The sequence below is a fragment of the Escherichia sp. WS1152 genome (assembly GCF_046487665.1).
Taxonomy (GTDB): Bacteria; Pseudomonadota; Gammaproteobacteria; order Enterobacterales; family Enterobacteriaceae; genus Escherichia; species Escherichia coli.
In genome coordinates this window covers 1-18,737 of sequence record NZ_JBJQJA010000004.1, presented here as the reverse complement: position 1 = coordinate 18,737, position 18,737 = coordinate 1, and the positions used below count along the sequence as shown (strand labels likewise).

The following is an 18,737-nucleotide window of genomic DNA, read 5'->3' as shown; positions in this document are numbered from 1 at the left end:
ATCAGAAATCGTATTTGCCGATATTCTCTTTGTTGAATATCACGCGCTCCGGTAACAGTACGATGCCATTACCATCCGCTTCGTAGTCATAGCCCTGAACGCTGTTTGGCGAGACTTCCACCTGACCTACGCCCTGGATATCCAGCTTGTCGCCCGTTTTCATTGATCCTTTTTTCAATAATGCATCCGCGACATACACTGAAATTTTGCCTTGCTGAACCACATCCCACAGGCCAAATTCTTTCACCGTGCCGCGTTCCACATATGGACGCATCACGTTTGGCGTACTGAATCCGACAATCGCAACTTTGTCATTTTTCAGGTTTTCTGCGGCTTGTGCGGCAGCGGGCAGGGCGTTGGCGTCGGGGGCGATAATGGCGTCGAGATCGCTATACGCTTTTAATATTCCTTCTGCGGTTTGTAATGATTTAGTGGCATCGTTATAGCCAAACTGCGTAGTGACAATTTCCCAGCCAGGATGCTCTTTGGCGATTTTCGCTTTCGCTTCTTTCACCCACTGGTTTTGGTCCGTAACGGTGGGGCTTGAGTAGAAAAACGCGACTTTGGCTTTGTCTTTATTCACCTGACGCGCCGCCATATCCACCAATATACCTCCCAACTGGGCGGGCGTTCCCTGATTAATGTAGTAAGAGCGGCACTCCGGTTTAGTATCAGAGTCCCAGGTCAGCACTCTCACACCACGTTGCATGGCGCGTTTCAGTGCCGGACACAAGCCATCAGGCGAAACCGCAGAAACGATAATGGCGTTATAACCTTGATTGACGAAGTTATTAATCAACTGTACCTGACCAGAAACACTGGGTTCTGTCGGCCCGTCGTAGGTCACATCAACGCCCAGCTCTTTACCCGCTTGTTGTGCGCCGTTGCCACCGCTGGTAAAAAATCCCACGCCAACCAGTTTGGGAATAAATGCAATACGCTCTGCGGCCTGCACATTCATAGAGATTGCGGCAATGCCAAGAGCGCTAAGTAAGGCGATTTTCTTAAAGCGATGAAGTGTCATGAAGATATCCTTTATGGCAATGGGTTATTGGCCCGACGCGCCAGCCACTCTTTAATTTGCTGGCGATGCAGGCTAACGGAACGACCTACGACAACGACGATAAGTAGCGCACCGGAAAGGGCGCTGGACACCTGATTTGGCACTCCTGCCATTTGCAAACCTTGTTGCAAATATCCCACTAATAAAACCGCAATGGCGGTGCCGATAATGGAACCGGAACCACCATAAATATTGGCACCGCCAAGCACCACGGCGGTGATGGCGGGCATCAGAAACGACGCACCGAGATCGGAACGTGCTGAACCAAAATACGATACCAGCAGCACAGCGGCGACCGCAGACGCCAGCCCCGTCATGGCATAGAGCGCACATAAGGTGCGGTTAACTGGAATCGCGCTATAAAGCGCCACGCGCGGGCTTTGCCCAATCAAAAACACATTACGTCCGGCATGGGTTTTATGCAGCCAGAGCCAGAAAACGAGGAGACATATCAGGAAGATAATCAGCGGAACGGGGAGTCCCAGCACATCCAGGTTAGCGAAATCTGTAAACGCCATCGGGAATCCACCAATACCTTCGTACCCCGTCGCTCCGGCCATCCCGGAAAGCAGCAGAGCGCTTCCAGCAAACAGATACAGCGTGCCAAGCGTAATCACCAGCGGGTTAACTTTGGTATAGATAATTAATCCGGCGTTGATCAGCCCGCACAATGCGCCGAGCAGTAAGGTCAGGAGTATCGCCAGCGGCATCGGCACACCACTTTGAAACAGTACGCCCAATGCAATGGCGCAGAGGCCGATGGTCGAACCAAACGAAATATCGATCCCGCCACTGACAATCACCATCGTCAGCGGTAGGGCGACAATGCCAATGCAGATAAAGTCACTGGTGCTGAACAGCAACATATTGAGATCTAACATCCGCGGGTTAATTGCACCAAATGCGACAATCTCAATAACGAGCAGTGCGGCAAGAGCCAGTTCCCAACCGTAGCGAATACGCATTATGCGGCCTCCCGTTTTTTACCTGACGAAGCGGGTTTAACGGATGGCGGTGGCGTCATAAAGCGGGCATATTTTTGCCGCCGCAGATTACGTTCCAGTGCACAACGCAGGCGTCCATCAAACACCAGCACCGCTAGCAGCACGAGGCCCGCGATAAAATCGTTCCACCATGCCGGAATGCGCAACAGCACCAGTACGCTATCGATCTGCGTCAGGAACCATGCGCCGAGTACCGCACCGATGATCGCACCGGAACCGCCGAGCAAACTAATGCCGCCCAGCACGCAGGCTGCAATTGCTTTCATCTCCAGCCCGGTACCGGTCTGGTTGGGGATAAAACCAATCTGCGAAGCAAACACAATTCCCGCCAGTGCCGCCATGCAACCGTTCAACGAAAAAGCCACAATGCGAATGGCTTCCGTACGGACGCCCAGTTGACGAGCGCCCTGTAAATTATCGCCCGTGGCATAAAAACTGCGTCCAAACGCCGTCTTTGCCAGCAGCCAGGCCATAAATGCCACCAGAATTATCGTCAACCAACCAATCGCGGAAACGCCAAACAGCAGCGGGGCGGAGAGTTGTTTCAGTTCGGCGGGTAATCCCTCAATCCATTTACCGCCAGTCCACAGCAACATGATGCCTCTGTACAACCCTAACGTGCCAAGAGTGGCAACAATGGCAGGGATCTTTAGCCACGCGACCAGGACACCGTTGAAAAATCCCGCGAGCAAACCAAGCAGTAAAGTCGCGACACAAGCAACAGGTAGTGAATACCCCGCGTTCAGTAACATCCCCAACAGCACCGCGCACATTCCGGTAATCGAACCCACTGAAACATCAATATTGCGCGTAAGCATTACCAGCGTCGCGCCCATTGCCAGCAGGATCAGGATTTGCGCGCTGCTATAAACCATGGTCAGCGTTTGCACACTTAAATACTGGCGGTCGAGAAAACCGGGTAATACAAACAGCAGCACCACCGCCAGCAGTGCCGTGATTTCACGGTTGTTCTGAATAAACTTCAGCATGACGCCTCCTGACGCTGACTATCGCCGAAGGCAACGCGCATAATGGTCTCGACATTAATATCGCGCCCGGTCAGTGCAGAGTGGGTAATTTCGCCCTGATGCATCACATACACACGATCTGCCATCAGTTCGATCTCTTCGAGATCAGAGGAGATAAGCAGCACAGCCACATTCTGTGCGGCGATGCTGCGCAACAGTTGGTAGATATCATTACGCGCCGAGACATCCACGCCGCGCGTCGGCTCATCGACAATCAATACTTGCGGCGAGGCTTCCAGGCATTTGGCAATCAGGATTTTTTGCTGGTTGCCACCGGATAATGTCCGTGCAGCTTGTTCCGGTTGGTTAAATTTAATATTCAGCGCCCGACGATATCGTTCCAGGGTGGCATTATCTTTCGCGGTTTTCGCCCAGAATCCACGAAGGTTATGAGTAAGGGCGCAGACGTTCCACGCCAGTGAAGCATCGAGATTCAGTCCGGATGACTGGCGATCTTCCGGCAGATAAACCAGACCGCGCAGTAAACGTTCTCCGGTGGATAATCTATTGATCTCTTTACCATTCAGCATAATGCTTCCGCCACGCAAAGTACGCAGACCATAGAGCGTCTCGGCCAGTTCTGTGCGTCCGGCTCCCACCAGCCCAGCCAGGCCCAGAATTTCTCCGGCATTGAGCGTCAGGCTGACATTCCTGAAACCTTCGCCGGTCAGATATTCCAGTGTCAGCACCGGCGTTCCGGCGGCATGTTGTGGGCGGTTGCCAGGTAATTCCAGCCATAATTTTTGGCTGGCAGAGAGCGATTTTTCCCGTATCGCTGGCGTAATGGCCTGAATAATGTCATCGGTAGACAGTTCGCTGGTTTTGCCGCTTAAGGCGATGGTTCCGTCGCGCATCACGCTAATTCGATCGGCAATCTGGCGAATTTCCGGCAGCTTATGCGAGATAAAAACAATACCCACGCCAGTAGCAAGCAGCTCTTGCAAGCGACGAAACAAGCGTTCGGTTTCGGCAGGGGTAAGCGAGGCTGTAGGTTCATCGAGGATCAGAATCCGCGAGTCGCGCATCAGGCCGCGGAGGATTTCCACCATTTGGCGATCGGCAACATCCAGCGATCCTGCCAGACTATGCAGATCAAACTGGCAGCCCAGCGCCGCCAGCAAGTTATTCATTTTCTGTATGGAGAGTTGTTTTTTTGCCAGCCCAAACAGAATGTTTTCTTTTATCGACAGGCTTGGAAAAAGCAGCGGTTCCTGGGGAACGAGATAAATGCCCAACTGATGAGCATGAACTGGCGTTAATCTGGTGTAATTATTGCCCCCAATCTCCAGCGTACCGCTATCAGCAGGGGTAATACCGGCAATAATCTTCATTAACGTCGATTTACCGGCACCATTGCCGCCGAGCAGGGCGTGGACCTCCCCCTGATGCAACGTAAAATCGATGCCTTTCAGGACATTAACCCCTGAATACTGTTTATAAACCGAGCGGGCGCAAAGTAGCGGTAAGGCGCGGGTATCACTCGTTTGCATATTTCCCCCGTTCAGTTTTGCAGGTGAGTTTTGAACAAATGTATTTCTGCTTTTAATTTGTTCATAACCTTAGGTGGACATTGCACATATTTCCGACGAATAGATCACAATTTATGCTATTTTGATTTTCACGGTTGCGTTTGTTCATGCTCGTAGAGTCAAACTGTGGTTGCCATCACAGATATAAATGCGCAAGAACTGAACAATTGCATTAAAGATTTAAGTATGTTCAAAGTGAAGAATGAATTATGACAATCAACGATTCGGTAATTTCAGAACAGGGAATGTGTGAAGAAGAACAGGTCGCGCGGATCGCGTGGTTTTACTATCACGACGGGCTGACCCAGAGTGAGATCAGCGATCGTCTCGGCCTGACCCGTTTGAAAGTGTCGCGATTACTGGAGAAAGGGCATCAATCCGGCATTATTCGCGTACAGATTAATTCTCGCTTTGAAGGCTGTCTGGAATATGAAACACAATTACGTCGTCAGTTTTCGCTGCAACATGTCCGGGTGATCCCAGGGCTTGCGGATGCTGATGTCGGCGGGCGACTAGGGATAGGCGCGGCGCATATGTTGATGAGTTTACTTCAACCACAACAGATGCTGGCGATTGGTTTTGGCGAGGCAACCATGAATACGCTGCAACGCTTAAGTGGTTTTATTTCGTCACAGCAAATTCGCCTGGTCACGCTCTCCGGTGGCGTCGGTTCTTATATGACGGGTATCGGACAGCTTAACGCGGCGTGCAGTGTGAATATTATTCCGGCCCCGTTGCGGGCATCCTCCGCTGACATTGCTCGTACGCTAAAAAATGAAAATTGCGTCAAAGATGTTCTGTTAGCCGCGCAAGCAGCGGATGTGGCGATTGTCGGCATTGGGGCCGTGAGTCAACAAGACGACGCGACAATCATTCGCTCCGGTTATATCAGCCAGGGCGAACAGTTAATGATTGGCCGAAAAGGGGCGGTTGGCGACATTTTAGGCTACTTTTTTGATGCGAAAGGTGACGTTGTCACGGATATCAAAATACATAACGAACTGATTGGCTTACCTTTAAGCGCGCTGAAGACCATACCCGTCCGGGTTGGCGTGGCAGGGGGAGAAAATAAAGCCGAAGCAATTGCCGCTGCAATGAAAGGCGGTTATATCAACGCACTGGTTACCGATCAGGACACAGCAGCGGCGATTTTACGTAGTTAAATTTGCATGACCTTATTACCGGGAATGATGGAGAACGTATAGAGGAACAGACAGAACGCATAAGCCGAGGATAATCTAATGGCTCGACTCTTTACCCCTTCAGAATCAAAGTACTACCTGATGGCGCTGGATGCAGGCACCGGAAGTATTCGGGCTGTGATATTCGACCTGGAAGGCAATCAAATAGCAGTGGGACAGGCGGAGTGGCGGCATCTGGCAGTACCGGACGTTCCTGGTTCTATGGAATTTGATCTCAACAAAAACTGGCAACTGGCGTGTGAGTGTATGCGCCAGGCGTTGCACAACGCCGGCATAGCCCCGGAGTATATCGCTGCCGTTTCGGCATGTTCGATGCGTGAAGGCATTGTTTTATATAACAATGAAGGAACACCGATCTGGGCCTGCGCCAATGTGGATGCCAGAGCGGCGCGCGAAGTTAGCGAACTTAAAGAACTGCACAACAATACCTTTGAAAACGAAGTTTATCGCGCGACCGGACAAACACTGGCTTTAAGTGCCATCCCCAGATTACTTTGGCTGGCGCACCATCGTTCCGATATTTACCGTCAGGCATCAACCATCACCATGATCAGCGACTGGCTGGCCTATATGCTCAGCGGCGAACTTGCGGTGGATCCCTCTAACGCTGGCACCACGGGACTTCTTGATCTAACCACCCGTGACTGGAAACCTGCATTGCTGGATATGGCTGGCCTGCGTGCCGATATTCTTTCTCCTGTCAAAGAAACCGGCACATTGCTGGGTGTGGTGAGTTCACAAGCGGCGGAACTCTGCGGTCTGAAGGCGGGCACTCCGGTGGTCGTTGGAGGAGGTGACGTGCAGCTTGGTTGCCTGGGGTTAGGCGTTGTGCGTCCGGCACAAACCGCTGTTCTTGGCGGCACATTCTGGCAGCAAGTTGTAAACTTAGCCGCGCCGGTGACCGATCCAGAAATGAACGTGCGCGTTAATCCCCATGTTATTCCTGGCATGGTACAAGCTGAATCTATAAGCTTTTTTACCGGACTCACCATGCGCTGGTTCCGCGATGCTTTCTGTGCCGAAGAAAAACTGATTGCCGAACGTCTAGGCATCGACACCTATACTCTGTTGGAAGAGATGGCCAGCCGGGTGCCGCCTGGGTCGTGGGGCGTAATGCCGATATTCTCCGACAGAATGCGCTTTAAAACCTGGTATCACGCTGCGCCTTCCTTTATTAACTTGTCCATTGACCCGGATAAATGTAACAAAGCGACATTGTTCCGTGCGCTGGAAGAAAATGCGGCGATTGTATCAGCGTGTAACTTGCAGCAAATTGCTGATTTCTCGAATATTCATCCTTCATCGTTAGTCTTTGCAGGCGGAGGTTCAAAAGGGAAATTATGGAGTCAAATTCTCGCTGATGTCTCGGGATTACCCGTCAATATTCCGGTGGTCAAAGAAGCCACTGCATTAGGATGTGCCATTGCAGCTGGCGTCGGTGCCGGAATTTTTTCATCAATGGCAGAAACCGGAGAACGCCTGGTTCGCTGGGAACGGACGCACACACCAGACCCGGAAAAGCATGAACTTTATCAGGATTCACGCGATAAGTGGCAGGCAGTTTATCAGGATCAGCTGGGGCTGGTTGATCATGGACTGACGACGTCGTTATGGAAAGCGCCTGGGTTATAGTTTCATTGACAGCCACATCATGATGACCGTGGCTGTTAGTTTTTGAGTATAGTTATTCTTATTTCCCTTCTTTTAGAACTGGCTTGTTAAATGCCAGCTTGCAGATTCATCCTTCCATCACCAGTAATATATTCAAGGGGAAATTGCTATTTTTCTTAAAGCATTAAGCATAATGCTTATTTTATAACGAATATTCCTAAAGACACTAATGGATGCAAAAGGGGTTTAATAAACTTCGATTTTTAGCAATTAGTGCTATTCTTTGTTAAATATGATGATGATAATTTTCCTATTGAAAGAAACAGTTTTCTTATTAATCAACAATAACTCATAGTTCATTTTTAAATAAAATAAGAACTATGCATTTTTTAATCTATCAATTCGAAAGTATTAGCAAATTAGCCAAATTGACACCTTCCCACCTCCAACTAACACTCAATACAGACCTCTGACAATTTAATAAGTTTCATTTTTAATGTCTGACGACTCATCTCTTTCGTGGCTGTATTGTTTGTATATGGAGCGTTTATATGAATAGAATCTATCGCGTGATATGGAATTGCACTCTACAGGTATTTCAGGCCTGCTCGGAATTAACTCGCAGGGCAGGTAAAACATCGACGGTTAATTTGCGTAAATCCTCTGGACTGACAACGAAATTCAGTAGATTGACGCTGGGTGTTTTGCTGGCACTAAGCGGTTCAGCGTCTGGTGCAAGTCTGGAAGTTGATAATGATCAGATTACCAATATTGATACTGATGTTGCTTATGATGCCTACCTGGTTGGCTGGTATGGCACTGGAGTGCTTAATATTTTGGCTGGCGGTAATGCCTCCTTAACCACTATTACTACCAGCGTCATTGGCGCTAATGAGGACTCAGAGGGCACCGTTAATGTTTTGGGTGGCACCTGGCGATTGTATGATAGCGGAAATAATGCAAGGCCTTTAAATGTGGGTCAATCCGGAACGGGGACGCTGAATATTAAACAGAATGGTCACGTTGATGGAGGCTATTTAAGACTAGGTTCCTCGACAGGAGGCGTCGGGACGGTCAATGTTGAGGGAGAGGACTCTGTTCTGACGACCGAATTATTCGAAATAGGGAGTTACGGTACGGGCTCATTAAATATTACGGATAAGGGTTACGTCACGAGTTCAATAGTCGCCATTTTAGGCTATCAGGCGGGCAGTAATGGCCAGGTTGTCGTTGAAAAGGGCGGTGAGTGGCTAATAAAAAATAACGATTCCTCAATTGAATTTCAAATTGGTAATCAAGGAACTGGGGAAGCGACTATTCGCGAGGGTGGACTGATTACGGCTGAAAACACGATTATCGGTGGCAATGCTACCGGTATCGGAACCCTGAATGTGCAGGATCAAGACTCTGTCATCACGGTACGCAGACTCTATAATGGATATTTCGGTAATGGCACACTCAATATTTCCAATAATGGACTAATTAATAACAAAGAATATTCATTAGTGGGCGTTCAGGACGGTTCCCACGGTGTCGTCAACGTGACCGATAAAGGGCATTGGAATTTCCTCGGAACGGGCGAAGCTTTCCGCTATATCTATATCGGTGATGCTGGCGACGGTGAACTTAATGTCTCGCGTGAAGGTAAAGTAGATTCGGGAATTATCACTGCGGGGATGAAAGAAACAGGCACAGGCAACATTACTGTTAAGGATAAGAACTCCGTTATCACTAATCTCGGAACTAATCTTGGTTATGACGGCCACGGCGAAATGAATATCAGTAATGAAGGGCTTGTTGTCAGCAACGGAGGAAGCTCACTCGGTTATGGAGAAACCGGCGTCGGGAATGTCAGCATCACCACGGGGGGGATGTGGGAGGTCAATAAGAATGTCTATACCACCATTGGTGTTGCGGGCGTCGGAAACCTCAATATTAGCGATGGCGGTAAGTTCGTATCGCAAAATATTACTTTTTTGGGCGATAAAGCAAGCGGTATCGGCACACTGAACCTGATGGATGCGACATCATCGTTCGATACTGTGGGTATCAATGTCGGTAATTTTGGTAGCGGTATCGTAAATGTCAGTAATGGTGCCACCCTTAATTCAACGGGCTATGGATTTATCGGAGGAAATGCCTCCGGTAAGGGGATAGTTAATATTTCAACGGACAGTCTCTGGAATTTAAAGACATCATCTACTAACGCACAATTGCTACAGGTCGGTGTATTAGGCAAGGGTGAACTGAATATTACCACCGGAGGTATAGTTAAAGCGCGTGATACACAGATAGCTCTCAATGACAAAAGTAAGGGCGACGTGAGGGTGGATGGGCAGAACTCTCTTCTTGAAACATTCAATATGTACGTAGGGACATCTGGTACGGGTACGTTAACCCTGACGAATAGCGGCACGCTGAATGTCGAAGGTGGAGAAGTTTACTTAGGTGTTTTTGAACCTGCTGTAGGAACGCTAAACATTGGTGCAGCTCACGGTGAGGCGGCGGCAGATGCCGGGTATATAACCAACGCGACGAAAGTAGAGTTTGGTTCTGGCGAAGGTGTTTTTGTCTTTAATCATACTAATAACAGTGATGCCGGCTACCAGGTCGATATGCTGATTACAGGTGACGATAAAGACGGAAAAGTGATCCATGATGCAGGCCATACGGTGTTCAATGCAGGGAATACTTATAGCGGTAAAACGCTGGTCAATGACGGCCTCCTGACCATTGCGTCTCATACGGCAGATGGGGTAACGGGCATGGGTTCGAGTGAAGTCACCATTGCAAGCCCCGGTACGCTCGACATTCTCGCATCAACGAACAGTGCAGGAGATTACACGCTGACCAATGCGCTCAAAGGCGATGGCTTGATGCGAGTGCAGCTGTCATCCTACGACAAGATGTTTGGCTTTACCCATGCAACAGGGACTGAATTCGCCGGTGTTGCCCAACTGAAAGACAGTACCTTCACTCTGGAACGCGACAACACCGCTGCGCTTACTCACGCGATGTTGCAGTCTGACAGTGAAAATACCACATCGGTAAAAGTGGGAGAGCAATCCATTGGTGGACTGGCCATGAATGGCGGTACGCTCATTTTCGATACGGATATTCCTGCTGCGACGCTTGCAGAGGGATATATCAGCGTCGATACGCTGGTTGTCGGCGCGGGTGACTACACCTGGAAAGGCCGTAACTATCAGGTAAACGGGACGGGCGACGTGCTTATCGACGTGCCTAAACCGTGGAATGATCCCATGGCGAATAACCCTCTGACGACGCTCAATTTGCTGGAACACGACGATAGCCATGTCGGCGTTCAACTGGTGAAGGCGCAAACGGTTATTGGGTCGGGTGGCTCATTAACGTTACGTGATTTACAGGGCGACGAGGTGGAAGCGGACAAAACGTTACACATTGCGCAAAACGGAACGGTGGTCGCCGAGGGTGATTATGGATTCCGCCTCACGACCGCACCAGGTGATGGTTTGTACGTTAACTATGGGCTGAAAGCGCTGAACATCCATGGTGGGCAAAAGCTGACGTTAGCCGAACATGGCGGAGCCTATGGCGCAACGGCCGATATGTCGGCAAAAATCGGTGGTGAAGGGGATCTGGCAATCAATACGGTGCGACAGGTTTCGCTTTCCAACGGTCAGAACGACTATCAGGGGGCAACCTACGTTCAGATGGGGACATTACGTACCGATGCGGATGGTGCACTTGGCAACACCCGGGAACTGAACATCAGCAACGCGGCCATCGTCGATCTTAATGGATCGACGCAGACGGTAGAGACATTCACCGGGCAGATGGGTTCGACTGTTTTGTTCAAAGAGGGGGCGCTGACGGTAAATAAAGGTGGGATCAGTCAGGGTGAACTGACAGGTGGCGGAAATCTGAATGTTACAGGGGGAACGCTGGCTATCGAGGGGCTTAATGCACGCTACAATGCGTTAACCAGCATTAGCCCAAATGCGGAAGTCAGCCTCGATAATACTCAGGGGTTAGGCAGAGGAAATATTGCCAATGACGGTCTGTTAACGCTAAAAAACGTGACTGGCGAACTGCGTAATAGCATAAGCGGGAAGGGTATCGTGAGCGCAACCGCCAGGACAGATGTAGAGCTGGATGGCGATAATAGCCGCTTTGTGGGGCAATTCAACATTGATACAGGCAGCGCGCTCAGCGTCAACGAGCAGAAAAACCTGGGTGATGCTTCCGTTATCAATAATGGCCTGCTCACCATCTCCACTGAGCGTAGCTGGGCGATGACGCACAGTATCAGCGGTAGCGGTGATGTGACAAAACTGGGTACCGGGATCCTGACTCTTAACAACGATTCCGCGGCGTATCAGGGTACGACGGATATCGTGGGGGGGGAAATTGCTTTCGGTTCCGACTCTGCCATTAATATGGCAAGTCAACACATTAATATCCATAACAGCGGTGTGATGTCGGGAAATGTCACCACTGCAGGTGATGTGAACGTTATGCCTGGGGGGACACTGCGTGTCGCTAAAACCACAATCGGCGGCAACCTGGAGAATGGCGGCACGGTTCAAATGAATAGCGAAGGGGGGAAACCGGGGGAATGTACTGACCGTTAACGGCAACTATACCGGAAACAATGGCCTGATGACGTTCAACGCGACGCTGGGCGGCGATAATTCGCCCACCGATAAAATGAACGTGAAAGGCGATACCCAAGGGAACACTCGCGTTCGGGTTGATAACATTGGCGGCGTCGGTGCACAAACGGTCAACGGTATTGAACTCATTGAGGTTGGCGGTAATTCTGCAGGTAACTTCGCGCTGACCACCGGAACTGTCGAAGCTGGGGCTTACGTCTACACGCTGGCTAAAGGGAAGGGGAATGACGAGAAAAACTGGTATCTGACCAGTAAATGGGACGGCGTAACGCCACCGGATACGCCCGACCCCATCAATAATCCCCCTGTTGTGGATCCGGAAGGCCCATCAGTTTATCGCCCGGAGGCCGGAAGCTATATCAGCAACATTGCCGCAGCCAACTCGCTGTTTAGCCATCGTTTACACGACCGTCTGGGTGAGCCGCAGTATATAGATTCACTGCATTCTCAGGGGTCGGCAAGCAGTATGTGGATGCGTCATGTCGGAGGGCACGAACGTTCAAGGGCCGGTGACGGTCAGCTAAATACTCAGGCTAACCGCTATGTATTGCAGCTAGGCGGCGATTTGGCGCAGTGGAGTAGCAACGCGCAGGATCGCTGGCATCTTGGCGTGATGGCAGGTTACGCTAATCAGCACAGTAATACTCAGAGTAATCGTGTGGGTTATAAATCGGATGGGCGCATCAGCGGTTACAGCGCTGGGCTGTACGCGACCTGGTATCAGAACGATGCGAATAAGACCGGCGCTTATGTTGACAGCTGGGCGCTGTATAACTGGTTTGATAACAGCGTCAGTTCCGATAACCGTTCTGCTGACGACTATGATTCTCGCGGTGTGACGGCCTCTGTTGAGGGTGGGTATACCTTTGAAGCGGGAACATTTAGCGGCAGCGAAGAGACGCTGAATACCTGGTACGTCCAGCCACAGGCGCAAATCACCTGGATGGGTGTGAAAGATTCCGACCATACCCGGAAAGACGGAACGCGCATTGAAACGGAAGGCGACGGAAATGTGCAAACGCGACTTGGGGTGAAAACCTACCTGAACAGCCATCACCAGCGTGACGATGGTAAACAGCGTGAGTTCCAGCCTTACATTGAAGCGAATTGGATCAACAACAGCAAAGTCTACGCCGTGAAGATGAATGGTCAAACCGTAGGCCGTGAAGGTGCGCGTAATCTCGGTGAAGTACGTACCGGGGTTGAGGCGAAAGTAAATAACAACCTTAGCCTGTGGGGGAATGTCGGTGTGCAACTAGGTGATAAAGGCTATAGCGATACTCAGGGCATGCTGGGAGTGAAATATAGCTGGTAAACCGTATAAGCCGCATGTCGAGATGGCATGCGGCTTAATATTGCCGACTTCAAAGGCTTTAAAGCCTCCCTTTTATCCGCGATCGCGGATATCGCAGCGTTTATCCCGTACAGCGGATAAGATGTGTTTCCAGATTGACTTTATCCTCACTAAAGGATAAAACTGATAATATCCCCTTAAGCGGATAAATTTGCTGTGGACGTATGACATGATGAGCTTTCAGAAGATCTATAGCCCAACGCAATTGGCGAATGCAATGAAACTGGTTCGCCAGCAAAATGGCTGGACGCAGAGCGAGCTGGCGAAAAAAATTGGCATTAAGCAGGCGACAATTTCCAATTTCGAAAACAACCCTGACAATACCACGCTCACGACATTTTTTAAGATTTTACAGTCGCTTGAACTCTCAATGACACTATGCGACACGAAAAATGCCTCGCCAGAATCAACAGAACAGCAAGATCTGGAGTGGTAATGCCTAAACTTGTCACTTGGATGAACAACCAGCGGGTAGGCGAGTTAACGAAGTTAGCCAACGGCGCGCACACCTTTAAGTATGCACCGGAGTGGTTAGCCAGCCGTTATGCCAGACCGTTGTCACTTTCGCTGCCATTGCAGAGGGGGAATATCACCTCAGATGCCGTATTTAACTTCTTCGATAACCTGTTACCCGATAGCCCGATTGTACGTGACCGGATCGTTAAACGTTATCATGCTAAATCCAGACAACCGTTTGATTTATTGTCAGAAATAGGGCGAGACAGCGTTGGTGCCGTAACGTTATTACCCGAAAATGAAACCATAACGCGCCCGATAATGGCATGGGAAAAGCTTACTGAAGCCAGGCTTGAAGAAGTATTAACGGCTTATAAAGCAGATATCCCTCTGGGCATGATTAGAGAAGAAAATGACTTTCGCATCTCGGTTGCTGGCGCGCAGGAGAAGACAGCGCTGCTTAGAATAGGCAATGACTGGTGCATTCCGAAAGGAATAACGCCGACGACGCACATCATTAAATTACCGATTGGCGAAATCAGGCAGCCCAATGCGACGCTCGATCTCAGCCAAAGCGTTGATAATGAGTATTACTGTCTGCTGCTGGCGAAAGAACTTGGGTTGAATGTTCCGGACGCAGAAATCATTAAAGCGGGAAGGGTGCGCGCGTTAGCGGTCGAACGTTTTGACAGGCGTTGGAATACTGAGCGAACGGTTTTACTTCGCTTGCCACAGGAGGATATGTGTCAGACATTCGGTTTACCTTCATCTGTGAAATATGAATCAGATGGAGGCCCAGGCATCGCGCGGATCATGGCGTTTTTGATGGGGTCCAGCGAGGCGCTTCGCGATCGTTATGATTTTATGAAATTCCAGGTCTTCCAGTGGTTGATTGGCGCAACGGATGGCCATGCAAAAAACTTCTCCGTATTTATTCAGGCTGGCGGCAGTTATCGACTCACGCCATTTTACGACATCATTTCAGCATTTCCGGTCCTTGGCGGTACGGGAATACACATCAGCGATCTCAAACTGGCAATGGGGCTTAACGCATCCAAAGGCAAAAAAACGGCAATCGATAAAATTTATCCGCGACATTTTTTGGCGACAGCAAAGGTGCTGAGATTCCCGGAAGTGCAGATGCATGAAATCCTAAGTGACTTTGCCAGAATGATTCCGGCAGCACTGGATAACGTGAAGACTTCATTACCGACAGATTTTCCGGAGAACGTGGTGACGGCAGTTGAAACCAATGTGTTGAGGTTGCATGGACGGTTAAGCCGAGAATACGGTAGTAAGTGAGATATGGGGTTTGGTCGTTGTTAATGAGCACGACAATCATGACCGCCAACGACTGGATTCTTCCTTGGTTTATACTGGTGCGCATAATGTATATTATGTTAAATCATGTCTGAGTGATGCGAAGTGCTTTTCTGGTAGTCGTTATTCGTTCAGGGTTCAAGAACTTAAGCCTCTCCTCTTTCATAATTGGCCTGTGCATGGAGAAATAGCCTGGTTATTCCCTGCCCCATGCTAAGAGCGCAGTGTCTGTCGCATAGACACTGCATACGAAAACACCAGAGGGTGCTGTTACTTATTTAAGGACGGATCAAGCGGGAATGAGTCCACTCCGGTATCAGAAATGGCTACGTCTCAATGAAGTCAGGCGACCGATGCTGAATGAACATTACGATGTCACCACAGCAGCCTATGCTGTCGGTTACGAAAGCTATCCCATTTCAGTCGGGAATATTCGCGGATGTTTGGAGAGTCACCCAAGAGAGATATTACCAGGTTAAGAAAGTCTGTCGGTCAGCTTTAATAAACCCTGCACTTATCTGTTTAGAGCAATTCGGTGTTAGTTTCAGCAAGCAAACATTAACCATAGCTAATGATTTATAGCCATATTAACCATTAGTAGCCCTTGACCTTTCCTGACACTTCCCTTGTTCGCAATAATATTCTGTTTAGTCACGGTTTATAAATAACATGCATAATGAAATCGTCATGTTATTTAGCGACATAAAATGTTTTTGCAAATACTCTCTTCAACAAGTGCAGCAATAAACTTGTTGTGATTAGGTGTCCTTGTGATTTAAAGATATTATCGTTCTTCGTGAAATGTAATAACCCTGGAAACTATATTCTCAGGGCAACAACCAATCAAGAATGATTCTTGTTTTATAAGCAATAACAGAATGACTTAATTGTTAACTCTCTTTATTCAGCTACTTAAATATAAATTTTGGAGAATTATGAAACTCAAACATGTTGGTATGATTGTCGTTTCTGTGTTGGCGATGTCGTCTGCTGCGGTAAGCGCAGCCGAGGGTGATGAATCAGTAACGACCACTGTTAATGGCGGTGTTATTCATTTTAAAGGTGAAGTGGTAAATGCCGCTTGTGCAATTGATTCAGAATCAATGAACCAAACGGTTGAGCTGGGTCAGGTTCGTTCTTCTCGCCTGGCTAAAGCGGGTGACCTCAGCTCCGCCGTTGGCTTCAATATCAAGCTGAATGATTGTGATACCAATGTTTCCAGTAATGCAGCTGTTGCATTCCTGGGTACTACTGTCACCAGTAATGACGATACGTTAGCGCTGCAGAGTTCAGCGGCAGGCTCTGCCCAAAATGTCGGTATTCAAATTTTGGACCGTACGGGTGAGGTATTAATACTTGATGGGGCCACTTTTAGTGCTAAAACCGACTTGATTGATGGCACGAATATACTGCCATTCCAGGCTCGTTATATTGCTCTCGGGCAGTCCGTAGCTGGTACTGCAAACGCTGATGCGACCTTCAAAGTTCAATATCTATAATTCAATCTTAAGGTGGCTATACGTCATCTGAAATTGAAACAGGGTGTGTGTGGCATGGCTACGCACACCCGAGCGATTTACCAATATTCATCTCATTTTTAATGAGAAATGGTTTGTATTTGGAGCGCTATGAAAAATCACATAATATCTAAACTATCAATAAACAACAGTAGTTAAACTTACTGTTATTTAAAATATTTACTTTGTAGCAAGGTTTTCCTATTAAAAGAGAACCAACATTTATTACAAACGCATTAAGTCTGGAAACCCGGCGACTCGCCAATGTATTAGCAACATTAATCGATTGTCTGATGTAACGGTTTTCCCGCTTATCCTCTTAACACATGGAGAATGCATCAGATGCAAACTACGCGTACCCCCTACTCTATTTCCTTTATGGCGACAGTGTTACTTTTATTGCTCTTTGCTTGCCATAGCACCGTTGCCAACGCAGCTGTCGCACTGGGTGCGACGCGGGTAATTTATCCGGCAAACCAGAAACAGGTTTTATTGCCTGTCACGAATAATGATCCTGCCAGTGTCTATCTCATTCAGTCATGGATAGAAAATGCAGGTGACCAAAAAGACACCCAGTTTGTCATTACCCCACCGCTTTTTTCCATGCAAGGTAAAAAAGAGAATACGCTGCGGATAATCAACGCTACTAATCATCAGTTACCAGGCGACCGTGAAAGCCTGTTCTGGGTGAATGTTAAAGCTATTCCTGCTATGGAAAAAGACCAGAAGAATGAGAATACATTACAGCTGGCAATTATTAGCCGCATAAAAATGTTTTATCGCCCCACGAACCTGGCAATGGCACCTGAAGAAGCGCCTGCAATGCTTCGGTTTCGTCGCAGCGGTAGCAAACTCACGCTTATTAATCCAACGCCCTATTTCATTACCGTAACAAATATGAAAGCAGGAAATAGCAATCTCCCAAACACCATGGTGCCGCCAAAAGGTGAAGTATCGGTGGATATCACGCATGCTGCAACCGGGGATATCAGTTTTCAGACGATCAATGATTACGGTGCATTAACTCCGCGTATTAAGGCAACCATGCAGTAAGCCAGTGACCTAATTAATAATAAACTCAATCGGAATTAATAATGACAGCCTTTCGTGCCGCATTTAAGGCATATCGTATGCATCAGGTGTTAATAATGCCTCGCTTTGCACGGCTTACCATTGCCCTTGGCTTAGCAACTGCGGTATTTCCCGTTGACGCAGAGTATTATTTTAATCCACGGTTTTTAAGCAATGATCTTGCTGAATCTGTCGATTTATCCGCCTTTACTAAGGGACGCGAGGCACCACCTGGTACATATCGGGTCGACATTTATTTGAACGACGAATTTATGACTAGTCGGGATATTACTTTTATTGCAGATGATAATAACGCAGAACTCATCCCATGCCTGAGTACAGATCTTCTTGTCAGTCTTGGTATAAAAAAAATAGCGTTATTAGACAATAAAGAACATTCGGCAGAAAAACATGTGCCGGACAACAGCGCATGCACACCACTTCAGGATCGTTTGGCCGACGCATCAACTGAGTTTGATGTTGGTCAGCAACATTTGTCACTCTCCGTTCCGCAAATTTATGTTGGCAGAATGGCTCGCGGCTATGTTTCTCCTGATCTGTGGGAAGAAGGAATAAATGCTGGGCTTCTAAACTATAGTTTTAATGGTAATTCTATTAATAATCGTAGTAACCATAATGCAGGAAAATCAAACTATGCATATTTGAATTTACAGAGTGGCATCAACATTGGTAGTTGGCGACTACGCGATAACTCAACGTGGAGTTATAACAGTGGGAGTAGCAATTCATCTGACAGCAATAAATGGCAGTAGACTGGCCCCCTGAATCTCCAGACAACCAATATCACTTATTTAAGTGATAGTCTTAATACTAGTTTTTAGACTAGTCATTGGAGAGCAGATGATTGATGTCTTAGGACCGGAGAAACGCAGACGGCGTACTACACAGGAAAAGATCGCTATT

General features: G+C 48.4%; 10 protein-coding genes and 3 pseudogenes. 9 read left to right on the top strand and 4 right to left on the bottom strand.

Annotated features, from left to right (window positions below; genetic code table 11):
• Position 1 precedes the first annotated feature (1 nt).
• The 4 genes from lsrB to lsrA are packed head-to-tail and all read right to left on the bottom strand — an operon-like array spanning position 2 to position 4,585.
• Positions 2-1,024 carry an autoinducer 2 ABC transporter substrate-binding protein LsrB gene (lsrB, locus tag ACJHW7_RS08030; RefSeq protein WP_000172455.1) on the bottom strand — a complete coding sequence of 341 codons (1,023 nt, stop codon included), beginning with the start codon at positions 1,022-1,024 and terminating at the stop codon, positions 2-4.
• 11 nt (positions 1,025-1,035) lie between these two features.
• Positions 1,036-2,028 (bottom strand): autoinducer 2 ABC transporter permease LsrD, encoded by a 993-nt coding sequence (lsrD, locus tag ACJHW7_RS08025; protein WP_001222721.1) that lies wholly within the window; start codon positions 2,026-2,028, stop codon positions 1,036-1,038.
• Complete coding sequence (gene lsrC, locus ACJHW7_RS08020; RefSeq protein ID WP_000911171.1) at positions 2,028-3,056, bottom strand: autoinducer 2 ABC transporter permease LsrC; 1,029 nt, start codon at positions 3,054-3,056, stop codon at positions 2,028-2,030. The genes lsrD and lsrC overlap by 1 nt, the downstream gene beginning before the upstream one ends.
• Positions 3,050-4,585 (bottom strand): autoinducer 2 ABC transporter ATP-binding protein LsrA, encoded by a 1,536-nt coding sequence (lsrA, locus tag ACJHW7_RS08015; RefSeq protein ID WP_001194894.1) that lies wholly within the window; start codon positions 4,583-4,585, stop codon positions 3,050-3,052. The genes lsrC and lsrA overlap by 7 nt, the downstream gene beginning before the upstream one ends.
• Positions 4,586-4,833: 248 nt before the next feature.
• Here lsrA and lsrR point away from each other — a divergent pair, with 248 nt between their 5' ends.
• From lsrR to ACJHW7_RS07970, 9 genes and pseudogenes are all read left to right on the top strand, one after another.
• Entirely contained in the window at positions 4,834-5,787 is a 954-nt protein-coding gene (gene lsrR, locus ACJHW7_RS08010; protein ID WP_000154352.1) for a transcriptional regulator LsrR, read from the top strand.
• Positions 5,788-5,865: 78 nt separating this feature from the next.
• On the top strand, positions 5,866-7,458 hold the full coding sequence (lsrK, locus tag ACJHW7_RS08005; protein WP_000113145.1) for an autoinducer-2 kinase: 1,593 nt from the start codon (positions 5,866-5,868) through the stop codon (positions 7,456-7,458).
• Positions 7,459-7,988: 530 nt separating this feature from the next.
• A pseudogene (locus ACJHW7_RS08000) lies at positions 7,989-13,410 on the top strand (ECSE_1600 family autotransporter).
• 208 nt (positions 13,411-13,618) lie between these two features.
• Positions 13,619-13,885 (top strand): type II toxin-antitoxin system antitoxin HipB, encoded by a 267-nt coding sequence (gene hipB / locus ACJHW7_RS07995; RefSeq protein ID WP_001296726.1) that lies wholly within the window; start codon positions 13,619-13,621, stop codon positions 13,883-13,885.
• Complete coding sequence (gene hipA, locus ACJHW7_RS07990; protein ID WP_001125463.1) at positions 13,885-15,207, top strand: type II toxin-antitoxin system serine/threonine protein kinase toxin HipA; 1,323 nt, start codon at positions 13,885-13,887, stop codon at positions 15,205-15,207. The genes hipB and hipA overlap by 1 nt, the downstream gene beginning before the upstream one ends.
• Positions 15,208-15,518: 311 nt before the next feature.
• Positions 15,519-15,727, top strand: a pseudogene (locus ACJHW7_RS07985) (helix-turn-helix domain-containing protein); the annotation flags it as partial.
• A 433-nt stretch (positions 15,728-16,160) separates the two neighbouring features.
• Positions 16,161-16,724, top strand: coding sequence for a type 1 fimbrial major subunit FimA (fimA, locus tag ACJHW7_RS07980; RefSeq protein WP_001296758.1), 564 nt, complete (start codon positions 16,161-16,163; stop codon positions 16,722-16,724).
• Between the two features lie 360 nt (positions 16,725-17,084).
• On the top strand, positions 17,085-17,795 hold the full coding sequence (locus tag ACJHW7_RS07975; protein WP_001195166.1) for a fimbria/pilus periplasmic chaperone: 711 nt from the start codon (positions 17,085-17,087) through the stop codon (positions 17,793-17,795).
• Positions 17,796-17,836: 41 nt separating this feature from the next.
• Positions 17,837-18,583 (top strand): annotated as a pseudogene (locus tag ACJHW7_RS07970) (FimD/PapC N-terminal domain-containing protein); the annotation flags it as partial.
• Positions 18,584-18,737: the final 154 nt, after the last annotated feature.